Origin of the sequence: Actinophytocola oryzae (assembly GCF_004364325.1) — a bacterium.
GTDB classification, from domain to species: domain Bacteria; phylum Actinomycetota; class Actinomycetes; order Mycobacteriales; family Pseudonocardiaceae; genus Actinophytocola; species Actinophytocola oryzae.
Genome location: NZ_SOCP01000009.1, coordinates 58,903 through 74,137, shown reverse-complemented (window position 1 = coordinate 74,137; position 15,235 = coordinate 58,903). Strand labels below are relative to the sequence as shown.

Here is a 15,235-nt window from a genome sequence, read left to right as displayed (position 1 = left end):
TCAGCCCCCGGCAGCGTCGTGAGCCCGCAGCGGCAACCGGACCTGGAAGTGGGTGTCGCCCGGCTCGGAGACCACCCGCAGGTCGCCGCCGTGGCGGTTGACCACCACGCGGTAGGAGACGTCCAGGCCCAGACCGGTCCCCTGGCCGACACCCTTGGTGGTGAAGAACGGCTCGAACACGCGGCGGCGCAGCTCCTCCGGGACGCCGGGGCCGGTGTCGATCACCTCGACGAGGGCCGAGTCGCCGTCGCGGGCGGTGCGGACCGTGATCGTCCCGTCTCCGGCGACGGCGTCGATCGCGTTCTCGATCAGGTTCGTCCACACCTGGTTCAGCTCGGCCGCGTAGGCGGGCACGCGGGGCAGCGACTTGTCGAACTCCTTCACGATCCGCACGCCCTCGGGCTTCTTGCCCGCCAGCATGACCAGGGTCGCGACCAGGCCCTCGTGGAGGTCCACCTCCTGGTGGGGTGTGCGGTCCAGCTGGGAGTACTGCTTGGCCGCGCCGACGAGGGCCGAGATCCGCTTCGTGCTCTCCTTGACCTCGATGAGCAGGTTCTCCGTCTCGACCGTGTAGGCGAGCCAGCGCAGCGCGGGCTCCAGGAACCCGGAGTCGACCACGTTGGACAGCTCGTCGAGGTCCGAGGTCGTGATCCCGGCGGCGACGAACACCGGCGCGAGGTCCCAGCCGCCGCTGACCTTCCGGTCGTCGAACCACTCGCCCAGCTCGTCCTCGCGGTCGGCCACCTGCATCGGCGTCAGGTCCTCGGCCTCGGCCATCCGCTGGACGAACTTGTCCTGGATCTTGGTCAGCTGGTGCAGCTGGAGCCCGTCGAAGTGGCCGTCGGCCAGCATCGCCAGCTTGTGGCGCATCCCGGAGAACCGCTCCCGCAGCGTCTCGGTCGCGCGCACGGCCGCGGCGGCGGGATTGTTCAGCTCGTGGGTGAGCCCGGCGGTCAGCTTGCCGAGCGCGAGCAGCCGCTCCCGCTGCGCCACCAGGACGTTGGCGTTCTGCAGGCCGACGAACATGCCCTGCAGCAGGTGCACTGCCATCGGGAACCACTGGTTGAACCTGGCCGCGAACTCCGCCGCGGGCAGCGCCAGGAACGTCGCGTCGGTGACGGCGCGGATCGTCGCCGCGTACACCTGGTCGACCTGGTCACCGAGGTAGAACTGGGTCGCGCCCGAGTACGCGCCGCGACTGTCGCTGCGGGTTATCTCGACCTCGTCGCCCCGGACCAGACGCACCATGACCAGCTCGCCGGACAGCAGCACGTAGAAGCACTCCGCTGGCTCGCCCTCCACCGAGACGGTCTCACCCGCCTTGTACGAGACGACGTCGCCGTTCTCGGCCACCCACCCGAGCTGGTCGTCGGTCAGGTTCTCGAACAGGAACAGCTCGCGAAGCTGTGCTGGGGTGGTCACTGTTCCTCCAGGTAGCGGTGCACGAGCGTGACCGCCATGGCGCCCTCCCCGACCGCCGACGCGACCCGCTTCACCGACTGGGCCCGCACATCGCCGGCGACGAAGACGCCAGGCACGCTCGATTCAAGGTAGAACGGATCGCGGTCCAGCTGCCACCCCGCGGGCCGCTCGCCGTCGACCAGCAGGTCCGGCCCGGTCCAGATGAACCCGCGCTCGTCCCGTTCCACCACGCCGTCGAGCCAGTCGGTCTGGGGCTGGGCGCCGATGAAGATGAACAGATGGCTCGTCTCGACGAGCTCCGTCGCGCCGTCGACGTGGTCGAGCCGGATCTTCTCGAGGTGCTCGTCGCCGCTCGCCTCGCCGACGGTCGTGCAGGTGCGCACGTGCACGTTCTCGATGGCCTCGAGCTGCTGGATGAGGTAGTGCGACATCGACGAGTGCAGCGACTCGCCCCGCACCACCAGCGTGACCGACCGGGCGTGCCTCGAGAAGAACACCGCCGCCTGACCGGCGGAGTTCGCGCCGCCCACGATGTAGACGTCGCGCCCGACGCACTCGGGGGCCTCGGTGTTGGCCGACCCGTAGAACACGCCACGGCCGGTCAGGTCGTCGCAGCCGGGTGCCATGAGGCTGCGGTAGTCCACGCCGGTCGCGAGGATCACCGCGTGCGCCGAGATGGTGCTGCCGTCGCCGAAGCGGACCACCCGCGCCGAGCCCTGCACCTCCAGCGCGACGACGTCACGGGCGGTGAGCATCTCCGCGCCGAACTTCACCGCCTGGCGGCGGGCCCGGTCGGTGAGCTGGGCACCGGACACGCCGTCCGGGAAGCCGAGGTAGTTCTCGATGCGTGAGCTGGTCCCGGCCTGACCGCCCGCGGCCTGCCGTTCCACCAGGACGGTCCGTAAGCCCTCGGACGCGCCGTACACGGCCGAACCGAGGCCTGCCGGGCCGCCGCCGACCACGATCAGGTCGTAGAAGTCGGTGGCCGGGTCCACGGTCAGCCCCACGGCCGAGGCGATCCGTGCGTCGCTCGGGGCCAGCAGTGCCTGCCCGTCGGTCGTGATCACCACCGGGATCTCGGTCGGGTCGGCTCCCGCCGCCTCCAGCAGCCTGCGGCCCTCGGGCTCGTCGATCGTGTAGTACCGGTACGGGACGGCGTTGCGGGCGAGGAAGTCCCGCGCCGCGTACGTCGGCGCCGACCACCGGTGCCCGACGATCTTGATCTCCTCGACCGCGGTCGCGCCCGAGCCGCGCCACGTCTCGATCAGCGCGTCGACCACCGGGTACAGCTTCTCCTCCGGCGGGTCCCACGGCTTGAGCAGGTAGTGGTCGACGTCGACCAGGTTGATGGCCTGGATCGCGGCGTCGGTGTCGGCGTAGGCGGTGAGCAGCGCGCGGCGGGCCCGCGGGAACAGGTCCATCGCCTGCTCGAGGAACTCGATGCCGTTCATCTCGGGCATGCGGTAGTCGGCGAGCATGGCCGCGACCTGCTCGCCACGCAGCTTGAGCTCCCGCAGCGCCTCGAGCGCCTCCTGGCCGGAGGACGCACGCACCACGCGGTGGCCCTCGCCGTAGCGGCGGCGCAGGTCGCGGGCCACGGCCCGGGACACCCCCGGGTCGTCGTCGACGGTCAGCAGTACCGGTTTGTTCACGGCGCTATTCACTCACACGATCTCTTGGTCGACGTAGCACCAGCGCCAGTCCTCGCCCGGCTCGAACGACCGGATCACCGGGTGCCGAGTGGCGTTGTGGTGGGCGGTGGCGTGCTTGGCGGGCGACGAGTCGCAGCAGCCGACGTGGCCGCAGGTCAGGCACTCGCGGAGGTGGACCCAGTGTCCCCCCACCGCGAGGCAGTCCGTGCAGCCCTCGGTGTCACTCGGCGTGACGTCACCCAGCTCGGCGACGTGCGTGCATTCAGCCATGGCCCTATCTTGCACGGGTCGCCCGACAAGCGCCGCCACCCGAGATGCCATTCACTCTCGGCGAACCCCTAGTCGGCGACCGCGCCGCAGGTGATGTTGAGTGACGTGGCCGTCATCGAAGCGGCGAGGTCGGAGGCGGCGAACACGGCCACGTTGCCGACGTCGGCGAAGGTCGCCGCTCGCCCGAGCATGGTCTTCCCGACGATCATGTCCGTGACCTCCTGGCGGGCGCCGAAGTCGTCCGGCAGCCCCTCGACGACGCCGCCGGTGTGCAGCCCGAGCACCCTGATGCCGTACGAGCCCAGCTCGGCCGCGAGCTGGCGGCGGAGGAAGTCGACCGCGTTGAGCGCGACCTGCAGCCCGCCGATCGAGTAATCGCGCATCGGCTCGCCGCCACCGTCACCGCCGAAGGTCAGGATGACGCCCGACCGCCGACGCACCATGTGCCGTGCCGCCGCGCGGGCGGTGAGGAACGTGGACCGCGTCGCGATGCGGACCGGACGTTCGAAGTCCTCCAGGGACATCTCGGCCAGCGGCGTGCCCTGGGCGTCGGCGATGTCGATGACACTGACGCAGATGTCCACACTCCCCCACGTCGCCGCGACCGCGTCGGTGTGCGCGTCCACCGCCGTCTCGTCCAGTGCGTCCACGACGGACGGCTCGGCCTGGCCGCCGTCACCGCGGAGGCGCTCGGCGAGGTCCTCGAGCGTCCTCGCCGTGCGGCCCGCGAGGTGGACCCGCGCCCCCGCACGGGCGAACGCGGTGGACAGTGCGGTGCCGACCTGACCGGCGGCGCCGTAGACGATGGCGTTCTTGCCTGCCAGCAACATGTTCTCGCTCCTTCACTGTGTGGTGAGGCGGGTGAGCCAGTCCTGCCAGCGCGGGCGTTCCCGCGTGGCCACCGCCTCGGCGTCGGCGCCGTACAGGCGTCCGGTCACGTTGACCGAGAGCGTGACGGCGTCCATGGGGAAGCTGGAGATCGCGAACAGCGCGGGGCACGGGCGTGTCGCGCGCAGCAGCGTGAAGTAGGGGCCGAGGTGCTCGACCGTGCCGTCGGCGAGCGCGTTGTGGAACTCCTCGCCCGCCGTGAGACCACCTACGCCCAGCGACGTCGCGACGACCGCGCCGACCTCGGCGCGTGCCGACACCGGTGCGTCCACGGGCGCCGTCAGGTCCAGCCTGGCCGAGCGCAGGCCGGCGAAGTGGGTGACGTAGGCACGCAGGACGAGCAGCGACATCCGCCAGCCGTTGCCCGCCTCCTCGGCGAGGTCGTCCCATTCGGTGCCGCCGGGGAAGGTGCTCACGACCCGCACCACGCAGCTGCCCCGGTCACGCGCCTCCACGAGGTACTCCGTCGCGCTCGGGGGCTCCTCGTAGGCGAACCGGCGCGGCGGCTCCCAGGCGGTCACCGTGGCGGCGGCGTCCGGGGCGAACGGTCCCCTGTGGAGCCGCACCGCGCCGCCCTCGTTCGGTTCCACGTCGGCGCGGAAGGACCAGGCCTCGCTGCCCGACGCCGTCGTGATCGCCGCCCAGACCTCCTCGGGACCGGCCGCGATCGCCTCGGCGCTCGTCACGTGTTCCTCGGTCATGCGACGTCCTTCGGTCGGGGGTGGACGGCGACCAGCAGCCGCTGCCACCGGCCGCCCGGGGCCTTCTCGTCGTGGTACTTCGCCGCCAGGGTGGACACGGCGGCGGCCAGCTCGTCGGCGAACGCGGCACGGTCGTCCGGGGTGGCGAAGCGGATCTCGGCGTCCAGCGCGAGCACGGGCAGGGTCCGGTCGGCACGGGCCGCTCGTCTGGCGAGCGCGCCGACCTCGCGGACCGCCCTGGCCGCGACCGCGATGAGGTACGCGGCCGAGAGCCGGTCGGGACCGCCGACCGGCTCGCCGAGGGGTTCCGGCGCCACGACGTACCCGCCGGCGGTGGCCACGAGCAGCCGCTCGGTGAGACCACCCCAGACGCGGGTGCCCGCCGCCTCGACGAGACCGTGCGCCTCCAGCTGACGCAGGTGGTAGTTCACCTTCTGCCTGGTCAGACCCACCTTCGTGGCGAGCGTCGCGGCGGAGGCCGGCTCCCGGAGCGCACCGAGCAGCCGGGCTCGCACGGGGTCCAGCACCACCACGGCCGCGGCGGGGTCGGCGATCACCTCGATGTCCTGCACGACCGCAAGGGAACCCTTGACAACTTAATTTGTCAAGGCGCCGGTCGATCGTCCACTTGTGACGCGGGCGTTATCGGACCCGGGTTGCGGAGGTCGGCGAGCGGACGTAGGGTCCGGCTGTAAACGTTCTCGTAAACGTTTACAGACTCTTCCGAGGACGCGAGGAACCCATGGCCGACCCCAGGAAGTCGACGCTCGTGCTGGTCGCCGAGCGTGCCGGGGTGTCCATCGCGTCCGTGTCACGGGTGATGAACGGGTTGCCGGCGTCGGAGCGGGTCACCGAGCGCGTGCGTGCCGCGGCGGCCGAGCTGGGCTACGTCCCGGACGCGACCGCGCGCTCGCTCAAGGTCGGGAGGACCGAACAGATCGCGCTCGCGGTCGCGGACGTCGGCAACCCGGTGTACGTCGGCATGATGCGGGAGATCTCGCGCGTCGTGACGAAGGCGGGCTACCGGCTCGTCCTGTCCTCGACCGGCATCGACCCGAAGGACCAGATCGACCTGCTGGTCAGCCTCAACCGCGGCTACGCGGACGGGCTGATCATGAGCCCGCTGCGGGTGCCGGAGGAGCTGGGCACGCAGCTGCGGTCGAGCAGGCTCCCGATCGTGATCATCGGGTCGCTGCCGCCCGGTGCGGAGCTGGACAACGTCCGGGCGGACTCCGTGGCGGGCATGGCGCTCGCCGTCGACCACCTCGCCGCGCAGGGCCGCACGCGCATCGCGTTCGTCAACGGACCGGTCGACACCGTGCCGGGCGCGGCCCGGCGCGACGGTTACCTGAAGGCGCTCGCGGCCAGGGGCATCGAGGACAGGACCCAGGTCGACGCCAGGGACTTCACCTACCAGGCCGGCCTCAAGGCCGCGGCGACGCTGCTTGAGAAGGGAACTCCGGACGCGATCGTCTGCGCCAACGACCTCCTCGCCATCGCCGCGCTGAACGTGGCCACCCGCCGCGGCCTCAAGATCCCGGACGACGTCGCGATCGTCGGCATGGACGACACGGACATCGCCGACCTCGCGAACCCCGCGATCACCAGCGTGGACCTCGGCGCGACACGGCGTGCCAGGACGGCGGCCCGGCTCCTGTTGCGGCGCCTGGAGAAGCCGGACGCGCCGGTGCGCCAGGTCGTCATCGAGCCGACGCTGACCGTCCGCGGTTCGTCCACGAAGGAAGAGAACCTGTGACCGCCATCGCCGTGCGGGCCCCGCGCCGCAGGCAGCGCGGACGCGGCGACGGCCGCGACGCGTGGCTGCTCGTGCTGCCCGCGCTGATCCCGGTCGTGCTGATCAGCGTCTACCCGCTGGTGCAGGGCATCCTGCTCGGTTTCACCGACGCCAAGGCGGGCCTCAACCAGCCGGTGAACTTCAACGGCGTCGACAACTACACGAAACTGCTTCACAACGAGCTGTTCTGGAGCAGCTTCCGCATCGGCCTGCTGTGGGCGTTCGGCGTCACGATCCTGCAGTTCCTCGCCTCGCTGGGACTCGCGCTGCTGCTCGACCTGAACCTGCGGATGCGGTGGCTCGCCCGCACGCTCGCGCTCGTGCCGTGGGCCATGCCGCCGGTCGTCATCGCGATCATGTGGCGGCTCATGCTCAATCCCACGTACGGCCCGGTGAACGAGACCATGCGGACGCTCGGGCTCTCCGGCGACATCAACTGGCTCGGCGACTTCTCGACCGCGCTCCCGGCGGTGATCGTGGTCGGCGTGTGGGCGGGCATGCCGCAGACGACCGTGACCCTGTTGGCGGGCCTGCAGAACGTGTCGGCCGACCTGCACGAGGCGGCGGCCATCGACGGTGCGGGCACGTGGCAGCGGTTCTGGCACGTCACGCTGCCCGCGTTGCGGCCGGTGATCCTCGCGATCACCTCGCTGGACCTGATCTGGAACTTCAACTCGTTCGCGCTGGTTTTCGTGCTCACGGCGGGCGGCCCGGGCGGAAAGACCATGCTGCCGATGCTGTTCGCCTACAACGAGGCGTTCCGCTACGGCAACTTCGGCTACGCGGCGGCGATGGGCAACGTCATGGTCGTCGTCATCACCGCGTTCCTGTTCTTCTACCTGCGTGGCCAGGCGAGGAGCCGTGAATCGTGACACGGAGCGACCAGATGACCCGGACCCTGGCCCCGCCACCCCGGCAGACCATCCGCAAGGTCGCCGAGCCGCCGGTGCGGCGCGGCGCGACGTTCGCGAGGCCGTTGCAGTACCTCGCTCTGCTGGCGTACGTGGTGTTCCTGGGCTTCCCGCTGCTGTTCCTGCTGTCCACGTCGCTCAAGACGCCGCAGGAGCTGCAGTCGCCGAACCCGTCGTTCTTCCCGAAGTCGTTGACCTGGGACAACTTCGGCAACGCGGTCACGAAGGCGAACCTGTTGCAGGCGGCCGGGAACAGCCTGCTGGTCGCGGCGCTGACGACCGTGATCGTCACGGTCGTCTCGCTGCCTGCCGCCTACGCGCTGGCACGGTTCCGGACCAGGCTGCGGGGCATCGCGACCGGCTGGATCCTGCTCAGCCAGGTGTTCCCGTTCATCCTGATCGTGATCCCGGTGTTCCTCGTCCTCAAGCAGGTCGGGCTCGTGAACAACCCGGTCGGACTCGTTCTCGTGTACACGGTATGGTGCCTGCCGTTCGCGTTGTGGATGTTGCGCGGTTACGTCGCCGCCATCCCCGTGGACCTGGAGGAGGCAGGTGCCATTGACGGGGCGGGGAAACTGCGGGTGCTGCGCTCGATCGTGCTGCCCCTGCTGGCCCCCGGGCTCGTGGCGACGAGCATGTTCACGTTCATCTCGTCGTGGAACGAGTTCTTCTTCGCTCTGGTGCTGATGAAGGACCCGGAGAAGCAGACCCTTCCCCTGACCCTCGCGCGGTTCGTCGGCGCGGAGGGGCAGGTCCAGCTCGGACAGCTCGCGGCGGCCTCGCTGCTCGCGACGATCCCGAGCCTGTTGTTCTTCCTGATCATCCAACGCCGGCTCACCTCCGGGCTCATGAGCGGCGCCGTCAAAGGCTGACGAGTTAAGGAGAATCTCCATGAACCGAAAGGCGTTGCTCGGCATCGGCGCCGCGGCCGCCCTGCTGCTGTCGGGCTGTGCGCTCAACAGCGGTGACAGCGGCGACGACGGCGGGTCCGCCGACGGCCCGGTGACACTGACGTTCCAGAGCCTGGCCTACCAGGACTCCACCGTGGCCGCGACGAAGAACATCGTGGACAGCTGGAACAAGGACAACCCCGACATCCAGATCAAGCTCACGCAGGGTACCTGGGACAACGTGCACGACCAGCTCGTCACGCAGTTCCAGGGCGACACGGCGCCGGACATCATCCACGACGAGTCCAGCGACATCATGGGCTTCGCGCAGCAGGGCTACCTCGCCGACATCGGCAAGTACCTGAGCAAGGACGTCACGAGCGCGGTCAGCGACGACGTGTGGAAGACCGTCACCACGGCCGACGGCAAGGTCGTGGCCGCGCCGACCCTGCTGCAGACCTACGTCGTGTTCGCCAACACCGACGCGCTCGCCCAGGCGGGTGTCGAGGTCCCGTCCGGTGAGACCCTCACGTGGGACGACCTGCAGTCGATGGCCAAGAAGCTGACCGGCAACGGCAGGTTCGGCATCGGCTGGGGCCTCAAGCAGCCGACCGCCGCGGTCATGAACACCGCGTTGGGCTTCGACGGCACGTTCTTCGACACCAAGGACGACGGCTCGGCCACGATCCACGTCGGCGAGAGCGAGCTCGCGGTGCCGGAACGCATCCACGCCATGGCGTTCGACGACAAGTCGCTCGACCCGGTGTCGCTCACGCAGTCCGGCACCGACGTCCTGCCCGGCTTCCTCGGCGGCAAGTACGCGATGTACGTCGGCGGCAACTTCCTGGCCCAGCAGATCACCGAGTCCGCGCCGCAGGGTTTCCAGTGGACGGTGCTGCCCCCGCTCGCCGGCTCGGCGGGACCGACGCAGGCGGCCAACCCGCAGACCATGTCGGTGTCCGCGCAGAGCAAGGCACCCGAGCAGGCCGCGAAGTTCATCGACTACTTCATGAACGCGGAGAACCAGTCGAAGCTCGCGCAGGGCGACTGGCTGATCCCGTCGTCGAAGACCGCGCGTGGCGCGGTGGCGACGGAGACGCAGAACATCCCGGTGTGGGGGCCGATGCTGCGTACCGGTGAGGACCTGGCCGGCGCCCCCTTCCAGCAGGCGAAGAACTATCCACAGTGGAAGGATCAGTACGCGACTCCCGCGCTGCAGCAGTACTTCGCCAACTCGATCAGTGTCGACGACCTGAAGAAGCAGCTGACCGACGGCTGGTCGTCCATCGGCTGACCGGAACGGCCACCGGCGCCACGCACGTTCACAAAGGGGAGTGTTTCCATGGATCTGCTCGAGGACAGGGCGACGGGGGCGTTGGCCGGTGCCGCGGTGGCCGACGCGCTGGGCGGCGCCGCGGAGGGCAACACCCCCGAAGCCATCCGCGAGCGGTACGACGGGTTCATCGAGGGGATCGTGCCGCCGTTCCTGCCGGACTGGCGGCATGCCCGCCCGATCGCGCCGTACCACAAGGGCGACGGGCACGTCACCGACGACACGTTGATGACGAGGGCACTCGTCGAGGTCTACGACCGGGTGCGCGACCACCTCGACGCGTACGCGGTCGCCGACCACCTGGTACCCCTGCTGATCGGTGAGCGCCGGTGGATCCCGGAGCTGGAGACCGAGACGATCCTGCTCCAGCGGATCTTCCTGGCCGAGAAGTGGCTGGTCGCGCGCCTGCACTACGGGCACGTGGACCCGCGTGAGGCAGGCGTCGGGAACATCGTCAACTGTGGTGCGGCCATGTACGCGGCACCCGTCGGGATCGCGAACGCCGGCTCGCCGAGGGGGGCGTACGCGGAGGCCGTCGACGTCGCGGGCGCGCACCAGTCCAGCTACGGCCGGGAGGCGGCCGGGGTCTACGCGGCGTGTGTCGCGGAGGCGATGCGGCCGGGCGCGTCGGTGTCGTCGGTGGTGGAGGTCGCGCTGGCGCTGGCGAAGGACGGCACCCGCGACGCGATCGAGGCGGTGACCGCGGCCGCGTCGGGCCTGGACGACTGGCGCACGTCGCTGCGGGCGATCCGGGCGGCGGTGGAGCCGTTCGACACGGTCGGCCCGAACTACCGGGCGCCCGCCCGTGACGCGCGGATTCCCAGTCGTACCAAGTCGATCGAGGAGCTGCCGGTCGCGCTGGGCATGCTCGTGGTGGCCGGGGGCGACTACCGGGAGACGGTGCTCGGCGCGGTGAACTACGGCCGCGACTCGGACTCGATCGCGGTCATGGGTGGCTCGATCGCCGGCGCGCTCGGCGGCCGGGCGGTCGTGCCGGACGAGTGGGTCACCGCGATCAGCGAGGCCAGCAGGATGGACATCACGGCGACGGGCCCGACGATGGCGTCGGTGGCGAAGGACGTCTGGGCGAAGGACCAGGAGCGGTTCGCCGCGCGGGCCACGCTGTTCGGGTCGCTGGACGAGGCGGCATGAGCCTTCGTCTCACGTGGACCCAGCCGGAGGACCTGGTGCCGCACGCACTCCGGGCGGCTCACCTGGACGGCATCGAGGTCGACGACCTGGCGCGGGAGTGGGTGGCGGCGGGCGGTTCGCTCGTGCCACCGGTCACCGGCGCCACCCCGACGGCGGCTCCGGCCGTGCTGCGGGCGTTCGGCCGGGAGATACTGTCCCGTGTGGACGACCGCGAGCCGCCCCCCGAACTGCTGGCGGCCGAGCCCGACGACCTGGCCGCGATCCTGGCGCTGGCCGGGCCGGTCCCGTCGCTGCCCGGGGTCGTCGACGAGGACCGGCTCCACGGCGCGTGGCTGGGACGTGCGGCGGGCTGCCTGCTCGGCAAACCGGTCGAGAAGATCCCCCGCGAGGGCATCCGGGCCATCGCGAAGGACACGGGCAACTGGCCGATCTCCACCTATTTCACGGAGATCGGCCTGGACCCCGCGCTCGCCGCGCAGTACCCGTGGAACCGCCGCAGCCGCCCGACGAGCCTTCACGAGAACATCGACGGGATGCCGGAGGACGACGACCTCAACTTCCCGCTCATCGCCCTCGACCTGCTGGAACGGCACGGCGACGCGTTCACCACCGAGGACGTGGCACAGTCCTGGCTTTCGAACCTGCCGGGTGGGCGGGTGTTCACGGCCGAGCGGATCGCCTACCGCAACCTCCTCGACGGCTACGAGCCCGACGTGGCGGGCGCGGTCGGCAACCCGTTCCGGGACTGGATCGGCGCGCAGATCCGCGCGGACGTCTACGGCTGGACCCACCCCGGCGACCCGGTGGCCGCGGCGCGGCTCGCGTGGACCGACGCCCGGCTCACCCACGGCCGCAACGGCCTGTACGGCGCGATGTTCGCCGCCGCGGCCTGCTCGGCGGCCGTGGTCGGCACGGACGTGGCGGCGGTCGTCGAGGCCGGGCTGTCGGTGGTGCCGCCGCAGTCCCGCTTCGCGACGGCCGTGCGGCGCGGGACGGGGCTCGGGGACAGTGCTCGGTCCACCGAGGACGCACTCGACGCGATCCACGCCGACTACGGCGACCTGCACTGGGTGCACGTGCTCAACAACGCGGCGGTCCTCGCGTTCGCGCTCACCCGTGGTGCCGGGCACTACGCCACCACCATCACGACGGCCGTCACGGGCGGCTGGGACACCGACTCCACCGGTGCGACCGCCGGTTCGCTGGCCGGCGCGCTCACGGGCGCGAAGGCCCTGCCCGCCCAGTGGGTCGACCCGCTGCGCAACCGGCTCGCCACGAGCATCCCGGGTTTCGACGGCGTCGGCTTCGACACGCTCGCCACCCGCACCGCCGCGTTGGCGACGAGAGCACTGTGAGCGTTCTCGTCGTGGGGAGCGGCAACGTCGACCTGGTCAGCCGGGTCGAGCGGATCCCAGCACCCGGCGAGACCGTGCTCTCCACCGGGTTCGCCACGCACGCGGGCGGCAAGGGCAACAACCAGGCCACCGCCGCCGCCCGCGCGAACGCCCACACGACGTTCCTCGGCTCCTTCGGCGACGACGACAACGGCAGGCGCCTCCTGACGAGCCTCACCGACAGCGGGGTGCGCCCTCTCGTCCGCACGTCGACCGAGCCGACGGGCACCGCGCTCATCACGGTGGCGGCGGGCGGCGAGAACGCGATCGTGGTCAACGCGGGCGCCAACGCCACCCTCACGGACCTGACCGACGCCGAACGGACCGCCGTCGCCGAGGCGGATGTCGTCCTTCTGCAGCTGGAGATCCCCCTCGCCACGGTCACCGAGGCGGCGAAGGCGGCCACCGGCACGGTCGTCCTCAACGCCGCCCCAGCCCGGCCACTCCCCCGCGACCTCCTCGAGTCCGTCGACCTGCTGATCGTCAACGAGCACGAGGCCGCCCAACTCGGCGGCGCCGAGGCACTCCTCGACGTCGTCCCCCGGCTGGTCGTCACGCTCGGCGCGCAGGGCGCGGTCATCCACACCGGGGACACCCGCACCGAGGTCCCCGGCATCCCGGTCCAGGTCGTCGACACCACCGGGGCGGGCGACACCTTCTGCGGCGCGCTCGTCGCGCGGCTCGACGAGGGCGCCGCGCTCGAACCCTCGGTCCGGTTCGCCACGACCGCCGCCGCCGTCTCGGTGGGCCGCGCAGGCGCGGTCCCCGCCATCCCGACCAGGGAGGAGATCGACGATTTCCACCGCTGAGGCAGACCCGGACGAGGCCGCCACCAACCGGTTCGACCCCCTGGTGCCGCGCCCGATCGACCGGCCGACCACGCTCCCCCTCGACGGCCCGCTCGACCCGGAGGTCGGCGACGTCGCCAAGATCTTCGCCGCCCCACAGGACCCGGCGGACTGGCCGGCGTGGCGGGGGGCACTGACCCGGTGGCGTGCCGAGGCCCACGAGCGCCTCGCGTACGACGGGAAACAATACGACCGACCTGAAACGGCGTGGACCGCGTCCTGCCACAGCGTCGCGCTCGTCTGGCTGTGGGACGAGCGGCTGTTCGACCGGGCCGGACAGCGGTTCGACGTCGCGGGCTTCCTCGACCGGACACGGGACCACGGCGGGTTCGACGGTGTCGTCCTGTGGCACGCCTACCCGGTCATCGGCATCGACGACCGCAACCAGTTCGACTTCTACCGCGACGTCCCCGGCCTGCGGGACGTGGTCGCCGAGTTCCGGTCCCGGGGCATCCGGGTCTTCCTCGACTACAACCCGTGGGACACCGGCACCCGACGCGCCGCGCACGACGACGCGACCGAGCTTGCGCTGCTCGCGACCGAGCTGGGCACCGACGGGATGTTCCTCGACACCATGAAGGAGGCCGACTCGCGCCTGGTCACCGCGCTGCTCACCAACGAGCCGCCGCAGGTCCTGGAGGGCGAGTCGCGGCTGCCGAACGCCCGCGTCGAGGACCACCAGCTGAGCTGGGCGCAGTGGTTCGCCGACAGCGCGGCACCCGGGGTGCAGCGGGCGCGGTGGTTCGAGCGCCGCCACATGACCCACGCGACGCGCCGCTGGAACCGCGACCACAGCGCCGAGCTGCAGTCCGCGTTCATGAACGGCACCGGCATGCTCGTGTGGGACGCGGTGTTCGGCGTGTGGGTCGGCTGGCACGAACGCGACAAGGCCACGCTGCGCCGGATGCTGCGCGTGCAGCGGGCGCTCACCCCGCTGCTCACCTCCGGCGAGTGGACCCCGCTCGCGGACACGGCCTCGGACGCCGTCGAGGCAGGCGTGTACGCGTCGCGGTTCGCCGGGCCGGAGCTGACACTGTGGACGCTGGTCAACCGCGGCGAGACGGACTTCGCCGGGCCCGCGCTGACCGCGGTGAACGCGCACGCGCAGTGGTTCGACCTCACCGACGGGCGCAGGCTCGGCCTCGGCGCCGACCGGATCACGGTGCCCGCACGCGGAGTTGCCGCCGTCCTCGCGGTGCGGGGCACCGAACCCGACTGGCTCGCCGGACTGCTCGCGGCAGCCGCCGAGGACCGCGGCGCCACGAGCACGACCTTCCCCGCACGCACCGCGCGGCGCGTCCACCCCAGCCCGGCCACCGGCAGGCCCACGGTCGCGACTGTCCACGTCGACGGCGGCCCGCGCGAGCTGACGATGACCTACCGGCGCCGCGAGACGGGCACCTATCAGGGCGCGCCGTACGTCGAGGAGTGGAAGCCGTTGCCGCCACGCCTGCACGACCCCAGGTCCGAGGTGTTGACGCTCACCCTCGCCGACGTCGAGGTCGCGGCCCACGAGGTGACGGCCGCCGAGTTCGCGGCGTTCGTGGCCGCCACCGGCTACCGCCCGTCCTGCGAGAACCGCTGGGTGGCACCGGAGGGCGACGGCCCGGCCACGATGGTGAGCCTCGACGACGCCCGCGCCTATGCCGCGTGGGCGGGTGCCCGGCTGCCGACCGAGTTCGAATGGCAGGTCGCGGCCGGGCAGCCCGGGTTCCGGCGCGCCACTCCCCTGGTCTGGAACTGGACCGAGAGCGAGCACACCGACGGCGTGACCCGGTTCGTGATGCTCAAGGGCGGCAGCGACCACCGCGGCGAGGGCTCGGACTGGTACGTCGACGGTGGCCCCCGCGAGCCGTCGTTCAGCCTGAAGTTCCTGCTGCCGGGGCTCGGGGTCGACCGTTCGCCGTCGATCGGGTTCCGCCTCGCCTGGGAGGGCCGATGACCACAAGCCCCCTCGGAGGGCCCGCACGGAAGAGGGT

At 71.3% G+C, this 15,235-nt stretch carries 14 protein-coding genes; 8 read left to right on the top strand and 6 right to left on the bottom strand.

Annotated features, from left to right (window positions below):
• From CLV71_RS24070 to CLV71_RS24045, 6 genes are all read right to left on the bottom strand, one after another.
• Nucleotides 1–1,422 carry an ATP-binding protein gene (locus CLV71_RS24070; protein WP_133905123.1) on the bottom strand — a complete coding sequence of 474 codons (1,422 nt, stop codon included), beginning with the start codon at nt 1,420–1,422 and terminating at the stop codon, nt 1–3.
• On the bottom strand, nt 1,419–3,074 hold the full coding sequence (locus CLV71_RS24065; RefSeq protein WP_133905122.1) for an FAD-dependent oxidoreductase: 1,656 nt from the start codon (nt 3,072–3,074) through the stop codon (nt 1,419–1,421). The genes CLV71_RS24070 and CLV71_RS24065 overlap by 4 nt, the downstream gene beginning before the upstream one ends.
• A gap of 12 nt (nt 3,075–3,086) precedes the next feature.
• Entirely contained in the window at nt 3,087–3,344 is a 258-nt protein-coding gene (locus tag CLV71_RS24060) for a UBP-type zinc finger domain-containing protein (RefSeq protein WP_133905121.1), read from the bottom strand.
• 68 nt (nt 3,345–3,412) lie between these two features.
• Complete coding sequence (locus tag CLV71_RS24055) at nt 3,413–4,174, bottom strand: SDR family NAD(P)-dependent oxidoreductase (RefSeq protein WP_133905120.1); 762 nt, start codon at nt 4,172–4,174, stop codon at nt 3,413–3,415.
• A gap of 12 nt (nt 4,175–4,186) precedes the next feature.
• Nucleotides 4,187–4,933, bottom strand: a complete 747-nt coding sequence (locus CLV71_RS24050; RefSeq protein WP_133905119.1) for an SRPBCC domain-containing protein — start codon at nt 4,931–4,933, stop codon at nt 4,187–4,189.
• Nucleotides 4,930–5,505: an ArsR/SmtB family transcription factor gene (locus CLV71_RS24045; protein WP_133905118.1), complete on the bottom strand. Its 576-nt coding sequence runs from the start codon at nt 5,503–5,505 to the stop codon at nt 4,930–4,932. The genes CLV71_RS24050 and CLV71_RS24045 overlap by 4 nt, the downstream gene beginning before the upstream one ends.
• A 170-nt stretch (nt 5,506–5,675) precedes the next feature.
• Here CLV71_RS24045 and CLV71_RS24040 point away from each other — a divergent pair, with 170 nt between their 5' ends.
• From CLV71_RS24040 to CLV71_RS24005, 8 genes are read left to right on the top strand one after another with little or no spacing between them, the layout of a single operon-like run.
• The gene (locus CLV71_RS24040; RefSeq protein ID WP_133905117.1) at nt 5,676–6,689 is read left to right on the top strand and encodes a LacI family DNA-binding transcriptional regulator; all 1,014 of its coding nucleotides are present in this window, start codon (nt 5,676–5,678) and stop codon (nt 6,687–6,689) included.
• Complete coding sequence (locus CLV71_RS24035; protein WP_133905116.1) at nt 6,686–7,600, top strand: carbohydrate ABC transporter permease; 915 nt, start codon at nt 6,686–6,688, stop codon at nt 7,598–7,600. The genes CLV71_RS24040 and CLV71_RS24035 overlap by 4 nt, the downstream gene beginning before the upstream one ends.
• Nucleotides 7,601–7,614: 14 nt before the next feature.
• Complete coding sequence (locus CLV71_RS24030) at nt 7,615–8,511, top strand: carbohydrate ABC transporter permease (protein ID WP_133905115.1); 897 nt, start codon at nt 7,615–7,617, stop codon at nt 8,509–8,511.
• Between the two features lie 19 nt (nt 8,512–8,530).
• Nucleotides 8,531–9,823, top strand: a complete 1,293-nt coding sequence (locus CLV71_RS24025; protein ID WP_133905114.1) for an ABC transporter substrate-binding protein — start codon at nt 8,531–8,533, stop codon at nt 9,821–9,823.
• A 48-nt stretch (nt 9,824–9,871) separates the two neighbouring features.
• Nucleotides 9,872–11,014 (top strand): ADP-ribosylglycohydrolase family protein, encoded by a 1,143-nt coding sequence (locus CLV71_RS24020; protein ID WP_133905113.1) that lies wholly within the window; start codon nt 9,872–9,874, stop codon nt 11,012–11,014.
• Nucleotides 11,011–12,369 (top strand): ADP-ribosylglycohydrolase family protein, encoded by a 1,359-nt coding sequence (locus CLV71_RS24015; protein ID WP_133905112.1) that lies wholly within the window; start codon nt 11,011–11,013, stop codon nt 12,367–12,369. The genes CLV71_RS24020 and CLV71_RS24015 overlap by 4 nt, the downstream gene beginning before the upstream one ends.
• Nucleotides 12,366–13,217, top strand: a complete 852-nt coding sequence (locus CLV71_RS24010) for a ribokinase (protein WP_133905111.1) — start codon at nt 12,366–12,368, stop codon at nt 13,215–13,217. The genes CLV71_RS24015 and CLV71_RS24010 overlap by 4 nt, the downstream gene beginning before the upstream one ends.
• A gap of 43 nt (nt 13,218–13,260) precedes the next feature.
• On the top strand, nt 13,261–15,198 hold the full coding sequence (locus CLV71_RS24005) for an SUMF1/EgtB/PvdO family nonheme iron enzyme (protein WP_243866675.1): 1,938 nt from the start codon (nt 13,261–13,263) through the stop codon (nt 15,196–15,198).
• The last annotated feature ends 37 nt before the right edge of the window (nt 15,199–15,235 follow it).

Coding starts and splice junctions, on each gene's coding strand:
- CLV71_RS24060 (WP_133905121.1), bottom strand. CDS start 3,344: ATGGCTGAATGCACGCACGTCGCCGAGCTGGGTGACGTCACGCCGAGT.
- CLV71_RS24055 (WP_133905120.1), bottom strand. CDS start 4,174: ATGTTGCTGGCAGGCAAGAACGCCATCGTCTACGGCGCCGCCGGTCAG.
- CLV71_RS24050 (WP_133905119.1), bottom strand. CDS start 4,933: ATGACCGAGGAACACGTGACGAGCGCCGAGGCGATCGCGGCCGGTCCC.
- CLV71_RS24040 (WP_133905117.1), top strand. CDS start 5,676: ATGGCCGACCCCAGGAAGTCGACGCTCGTGCTGGTCGCCGAGCGTGCC.
- CLV71_RS24030 (WP_133905115.1), top strand. CDS start 7,615: ATGACCCGGACCCTGGCCCCGCCACCCCGGCAGACCATCCGCAAGGTC.
- CLV71_RS24025 (WP_133905114.1), top strand. CDS start 8,531: ATGAACCGAAAGGCGTTGCTCGGCATCGGCGCCGCGGCCGCCCTGCTG.
- CLV71_RS24020 (WP_133905113.1), top strand. CDS start 9,872: ATGGATCTGCTCGAGGACAGGGCGACGGGGGCGTTGGCCGGTGCCGCG.
- CLV71_RS24015 (WP_133905112.1), top strand. CDS start 11,011: ATGAGCCTTCGTCTCACGTGGACCCAGCCGGAGGACCTGGTGCCGCAC.